Below are 6,309 nucleotides of genomic sequence, written 5' to 3'. Positions count from 1 at the left end.
CCGTACCGCCGGTAGCCGGAGCTGTCGCGTCGTGGTTCGTCGAGCAGCCCGTGCTGGTGGTAGTGCCGCACGGTCTTCACCGTGATCCCGGCGAACGCCGCCGCCTGAACTACACCAGTGTCAAATATTCTGGTCGTAGCGAAGCATTCTCATGCCGCGGACCGCGCTGCCATGGCGTGTACATGAGCCGATGTTCGGATGTCTCCTTTGCCGCGCATGACGGGACCGAGATTTCGATCCGGAACGCGAGGAACTGTAGTTGCCAGATCCTCGCCTGCCCCTTTGCCCGTCTCGCGTCCCTTACGTGCACACGCGTTGTCACCCGGAGTCGCATCGTGTACAGGATCAGGCTGCGGGCGACCGGTGTTGGCCATCAAAACCGGCACCAGCTTGCTCCAGAGGGCGAGCAACGGAGGCTTTCCTGCCCTGACATGTTGTTGCTACGCTCGATCGGCGACTGGGCTTCTCCCCGTCAGCTCTCGGTAACTAGCCCGAGAGCCCCGGGGAAACTCGGGGTCAAGGTTCACGCGAGTGAACCATCACCACGGAGAAGTCCATGGCGCATCGGAAGCACAACAGAGAAAAGAAGACGACGAGGTTGCGCGTCGCGGCAACCATTAGTTCGCTCGTCCTCGCCCTCACACTGGCCGAGCAGGTACTCAACCTGATCCACCAGTTGAAGGATCTCTGGTGAGGCCCCGGGACCTCCCCCCTCGCCGGGGGCCAAAGTTTCTCCGATGCGCATACACCAAGGAACGGGTCAACCTCGGATTCGCGGCGGTCGTATTCGCTGTCGACGTAGTTCGCCATACCCGTCGGTCGGTGCGGCTGCCGCCGAGATCCCGCGCCACCCGCAGATGCGTGCAGCACCCCGTCCTCACCGGCCAGCCTCATCGTCCTACCAGCCTTGGCGCGGCTCACCAGCCGCTCGACGATCTGGTCGTCCAGTCCATCTAAACCGGTCTTGAACTTCGAGCCCCTTGACGTTCTCCAAACCGGACACCATTTCAGTCCTCAGGCGCACTTCCATGATCGGGAGTTACACCGCTCGTTTTACAGTCCATCCGACGTCCGCTCATGCCGATGAGAGGACGTTAAAGTTGATAGGTGGACGATGGCTCGGTGCGAACGGCGCTCCTGGTGGCGAGGGTGACCGAGTCCCGTGGTGTCCTCCAGCCGGGCGACTGGCCGGATGTCGCGGTCAGCCTGCTTCTGGAAGGCAATGAAGATCCTGAGATCGCCGAACTGGCCGGCCTGAGCCGTCGGGTGAACGGGTGGGACACCGAACCACTGGTGGCCGCCGCGTGCGAGCGGTACGAGATCTCACTTCCCGGCCAGGATGAGTCAACGGATCTTGTCGCCCGGTTGATGGCGGACGACCTCCGTGCCCGGCCGGCCATGGTCACCGCCCCGATGATTCGCCTCATGGCCCGGTTCTGGTCGCCGGATTTCGACTCGGACTTGGCCAACCGATGCTTCGCCGCGGAGGAATACCTGGATTGCGGCTGTGCAGAGGTCGATCTTGAGTTCGAGGTGGAACTGCGATCGGCACCGACGCTGGGGCTACCCACGCCCGTTGTGCAGGCAATCGCGCGATCACTGCGTTCGACGCTCCCCACGGCTCAACCCCCTCACGGGCATCACGATCACTGAACGCGCAAGCTCCGCTTCGTCGCAGTCGCCAGCAAGTGTCGGTGGCCCGAGCAGTGCGGCCCTTCGGCGTAACCGCTGACGTCGGGGGCACCGATCATCGGCAACGCGGCGGTCATGGCTGTTGTGCTTCTTGGTGGACTACGCGGTATCGCAGGTGTGTGACGTCGCGGCCTTCGAGCCGCCGGACGGGCTCCAATTCGATGCGGCCGAGTCCGGTCGCCTCGAACAACCGCCGTCCGTCGCCGAGCAACACGGGGACGAGGTGTAGTTCGAGTTCGTCGAGCTGGCCTGCCGCCAGCAGAGCCCGCGCCGCACCCGCACCGTGGACCAGCACGGCTCGATCTCCCGCCGCTTCCCTGGCCTCGTTGGCACACGCGTTGACGTCGGTGTAGAACTTCGCGCTGCCCGGTGGCTCGTCGGCCGGGTCGATGGTGTGGGTGAGCACATGAATGGGCACGCCGTCGTGGTGGTCGCCGTTCCAGCGGCCGGCCAGCTCGAACGTGCGGCGTCCGGATATCACGGCGCCGGTCGAACCGGCCTCGGCGTACACCTGCCCGTTGATTCCCTCGGACATCCGGTCGTCGAGCCAGTTGAACAGCCGCCCTCCGCCGCGGCCGAGTTCCTGGCCAGGCCGGTCGCCCGGCCCGGTGATGTACCCGTCGACCGACATGGACATATACAGCCGCAGTGGTGTCCTACTCATCCTGAATACCCTTCCTCTGGCCAGTCGGCGGGGCCGTCGGTGTGACATGCGGGCCACTGGACACGTTCGATCCGTCGACCGTCCGCCGCTCTCACCCGTACGTCGATCGCGCGGCGCCGGATTCGACAACAGGTCCGAGATTCCCTCCCCGCAGATGGCTGGCTCTCCGGCCGCATGAAGCACGGCGACCTGCCCAGGGCTATGGCCCGATCATCGGGTGGACTCCCCACGTCCACGTCCGCTCATGCCGCTGACCGCGCTGTCGCGAGGCGCGCATGTGCCGAGTTGAGGATGACGTCGGTAACACTGCGGGCTGGGGTATTTGGTTTAAGGCCAAGGTTCGGGACTTGTATCGTCCATGGCGTGTTGTCGTGGATATGCGGGGAGTGACGTCTGTGTCGGTTGACCTGCCGGTGGCGATGGCCGGGGTTGCGCTCTACGAGCACATTCGCCGGAATCTTGATCCGTCCGGGCGGCTGCCAGCAGAGGTGGGGTTGCCGGACGACGCCAAGGTGATGTCCGATCGGCTTCGGTGGGTGCCTGGTGCCATGGATGGGGTCATCGGTCACCATGGATCCGCCGATGGCACTGACCGCGCCACTGAGGTCGCACGCTTGCTGGCCACGGCGTGCCAGCGGCCATCGGTCAGGCAGCTCCGCAAGCTCTATGCCGGTATCACGGATGACGACGTCATGGACTACGTCGACGCGTTGATGGAAAGGCTGGGCCGCGAGCGGCTGGACGGGAGGGCGCTGCATAGGGTCGGGAAGTGGCTTGCCGTAACGGCCCCCGATCGAGGGCCGGTCAAGCTGGGTATCGCACTGCTTGGTGTCACCGGGCTCGGAGACGACGTGGCCGTCGTGCGGACGCTCGGCGCACACGAAGAGTTCACCCTCTTTTGCGCAGTGGCCATCTCCAACGGGCTACCCGCCCCGGAGTCGGAGTTGTGGGCGCTGGCCGCATCGGTGGATGGCTGGGGCCGGATTCATTGCGTGGAGCGATTGCGGGACACGACCGATCCGGACATTCGCTCGTGGATCCTGCGTGAGGGATTCCGAAACTCCATCATGTACGAGTACTTGGCCTGCATTGCCGCCACGACCGGAGGTCTGCTCGAAGCTCTGCGCGATGAGACGGTCGATCGAGGGTTGTTGACCTCCGCTGGTGAAATTCTGGAAGCGTTGATCACGGGTGGACCGGCGGAAGACGTCGACGACTACGAGTCCGGCGCCGACGCCGTGGAGGCGTTTCTCGCCACGATGACCACCCAGGCGCAGACCCTTCAGGACTTCTCGACCGTGGCTACGATCCGCTCCTTCCTCGCCCGCGAGACCGGGTGGGACCAGCGCAGCCAGAACGGCTGGACCGCCACCCGCCGACAAGCCTTCGAGCACGCCAGTGACCAGATCCTGAGCCAGGACTCATGGATCGGCCGCATCACCGCGGGGCTGGCATCAGACGACCCCGTTGAGTTCTCCCTGGCAGACCGTGCTGCCCGTGTCCGGGGCATGGACACTTTCGACGCACACCTCGAGAAGATCAAGACCGATCCGTTCGGCAGCGGGTGGTTTCACGCTTGGCAACAGGCAGACACCGGGCGCGCTCAGCAGTTGGCAGACCTGGCACATACCCTCCTGCCGATCGACCAGATCACGACCGGGCCAGCCGATGCGCTGGGAATGGGCCCGCAATGGCGCGCCCACAATGCGCTGGACTGGACCCTGCAAGCCCTGCGCGACCATCCGGGCACCGGAGCCGATCTGCTGCTGGCAGGACTGCACAGCCCGGTTACTCGCAACCGGAACATGGCGCTGACAGCGTTCCAACAGTGGCCGCGAACCGCATGGCCGGCCGACGCTCGCGACGTGATTCACGACCTTGCACGTTCCGATCCCAACGACAATGCACGCCGGTTCGCCCTCGAACTGACTACCGGACAGGTAGAGGAGGACGAGCAGCATGATCGGTAAGACAACCACCCTCCGCTGAAATTCCACATCTCGAAGAGAACGAGCTCTCCATTCGCACGCTCATGCCGAATTGCGGGTGCTGCGACAGGACCAGGTGATACATGATCTATGAGTGCGCGAGGTAAGTGGTTGGATCTTCGAGGACAACCTGGCCAGGGTTGTCGAGTACGTCGCCATGCTTGTTCACTACGAGTGGAGTGACCTCGACGATGGTGCACTCGAAGCCGGCATTCCGTCGACTGACGCTGATCTACCGTCTGTTGCCTGGTTCGAGTACCCAGTTGCGGGTGCCCCGGAGGTCGTCCTTCGGATCGCGCGTGATCACGAAGGGGGCATCCTGAGCATGACCATCGGGGGCGACTTCGACGCGGTGCTGGCAGCTCGGTTCGAAACGTTGCTGGATCTTCACTGACGAGGGTGAACGCACTCTTCTGCCGCTGATCGTGCATCCCCGCAAATGCCCGTACATGCCGATGAGCAGTCGCGATGAGCGGCGCCGGCTGTTACGTGTGAGTCGGGCACGAGCAGTGTCCGGCTCATCGGCATCTAAAGCATTGCGGTCAGGGCGGCGATCAGTGTGTGCTCCACGCCGTTGCCCTGGGCGTTGCGCAGGTAGTGGGCGATGAGGCCGTAGGCGCACATCGCGCCGCCGCCCATGCCCGGGTAGTCGGTGGACCAGCCGCAGGCATAGTGCAACGCGCCACCGGTGGTCAGCAGTTCGTCGCTGGGCAGGTAGGCGGGTACCTCGCCGGCGTAGCCACTGATCCAGATGCCGTCGCTGCCGCCGTAGTTGTCACGGCAATGGGCCGCGTAGCCTGACACCGGTTCACCGCCGATCATGACCATCCTCAGCGGCGTGCCACCGGCGAAGCGCCAGACCTGTACCGGTACCGGGGTGCTGAACGTGAAGCTGTGTGCGTCGATCTGGTTGATCATGATCTCGGCGTGCCGACTGATCCACCCCGGCGAGTTTGCCTGGCGAACGGCGAAGTTGGCGCGGGCCACTGCGAGATTGCCGGGTGTGTCGGTGATGTCCAGCTTGATGTCGACGTCGCGGTACGCGGTGAGGATGGGCCCGCTGATCGGACGGCCGGGTGCGGAGAGCGTGTTGAGCACGGTTTGGCCGAGGTCGGTGCCGTCCGCAGCCAGTGCGGGCCAACTGGAAGCGTTGCGGGGATTCTGGTCGCCGGCCGTGCCGGTGAGGAACTGCGCGAAAATTCCGGCGTCGTCTTCGATTACCGAAACGGCCAACCCTGGGTAGTCCGGGTCGATCAAGGTCACGCCGGGGCCGGATACAGGGTGGCAGCCGTAGCCGAACAGCACGGCGATGGGGGCGCCGTCGAGCGTGCGGGCGACCAGGACCGGCAGATCGCGTTCCACGGAGGATAGGCCCTCCCTGTTGTAGGAGAAGTCCTCGTCGGCGACTTGGTAGTCAAGGGTGCACGCCGTCGGGGTTTCTGTGAGCGTTTCACGGACCAAGTCCACGATCTGATCCTGCAGCCGGGCTGCGTAGGCCCGAATTGCGTCCCGCTCCGGCGACGGGTCGGCGATGTTGTAGAGGGTGTACGCGGTGACGTCGTCGTTGATCACCGGGCCGTTGTGGGTGTGCGTTGCCGTGATCACAAAATCGGACGACGCGACGCCGAGCGCGGTGATCCGTGTTCGGATCGCTTGATGGATGGTGCGTGGGAAGGCAAGGATGTCTGCGGTCACGATGACATTCGGGATGCCAGCGTCCCAGATGATCGTGCACCGCGCGTACAGCGGCCGGTTCACACCGGTCGCCGCACGAGGGCTGTCACCTGCGTACCCGGCCAGCGCGATTCCGAGGCCTGGGGTGATGTCGACCTTGCCGACCGCGATCGCCAAAGGAGCAGCTGCCGCGTCGGACCGGCCTGGCTGCAGCCACGGTGCGGCGAGCCCGTAGCCGGCCAGCATCACACCGCTCTTGAGTACCGGTCTTCTCGGGATCTCCATCTTGCC

Annotated in this window: 7 protein-coding genes; 4 read left to right on the top strand and 3 right to left on the bottom strand. The window is 64.7% G+C overall.

Annotated features, from left to right (window positions below; translation table 11 throughout):
• A partial coding sequence (locus tag ACZ54P_RS24265; RefSeq protein ID WP_465463855.1) for a MerR family transcriptional regulator occupies positions 1 to 128 on the bottom strand: 128 nt, incomplete at its 3' end.
• A 428-nt stretch (positions 129 to 556) separates the two neighbouring features.
• Here ACZ54P_RS24265 and ACZ54P_RS24260 point away from each other — a divergent pair.
• Entirely contained in the window at positions 557 to 694 is a 138-nt protein-coding gene (locus tag ACZ54P_RS24260; RefSeq protein WP_465463849.1) for a hypothetical protein, read from the top strand.
• 413 nt (positions 695 to 1,107) lie between these two features.
• Positions 1,108 to 1,653 (top strand): hypothetical protein, encoded by a 546-nt coding sequence (locus tag ACZ54P_RS24255; protein ID WP_465463848.1) that lies wholly within the window; start codon positions 1,108 to 1,110, stop codon positions 1,651 to 1,653.
• Positions 1,654 to 1,765: 112 nt separating this feature from the next.
• Here the strand turns inward: ACZ54P_RS24255 and ACZ54P_RS24250 are convergent, their stop codons facing one another.
• On the bottom strand, positions 1,766 to 2,356 hold the full coding sequence (locus ACZ54P_RS24250) for a dihydrofolate reductase family protein (protein ID WP_465463847.1): 591 nt from the start codon (positions 2,354 to 2,356) through the stop codon (positions 1,766 to 1,768).
• 395 nt (positions 2,357 to 2,751) lie between these two features.
• Between ACZ54P_RS24250 and ACZ54P_RS24245 the strand changes: the two genes are divergently transcribed.
• Complete coding sequence (locus tag ACZ54P_RS24245; RefSeq protein WP_465463846.1) at positions 2,752 to 4,326, top strand: hypothetical protein; 1,575 nt, start codon at positions 2,752 to 2,754, stop codon at positions 4,324 to 4,326.
• 112 nt (positions 4,327 to 4,438) lie between these two features.
• A complete protein-coding gene (locus ACZ54P_RS24240; protein ID WP_465463845.1) occupies positions 4,439 to 4,738 on the top strand; it encodes a hypothetical protein in 300 nt (99 codons plus the stop codon).
• A 134-nt stretch (positions 4,739 to 4,872) separates the two neighbouring features.
• Here ACZ54P_RS24240 and ACZ54P_RS24235 read toward each other — a convergent pair whose 3' ends face one another.
• Entirely contained in the window at positions 4,873 to 6,303 is a 1,431-nt protein-coding gene (locus ACZ54P_RS24235) for a neutral/alkaline non-lysosomal ceramidase N-terminal domain-containing protein (RefSeq protein WP_465463844.1), read from the bottom strand.
• Between the last annotated feature and the right edge of the window lie 6 nt (positions 6,304 to 6,309).

The sequence above is a fragment of the Amycolatopsis sp. NPDC034160 genome, from assembly GCF_055575355.1.
Note: the sequence above shows the minus strand (reverse complement) of the source record. Positions and strands in the feature narration are given on the sequence as shown.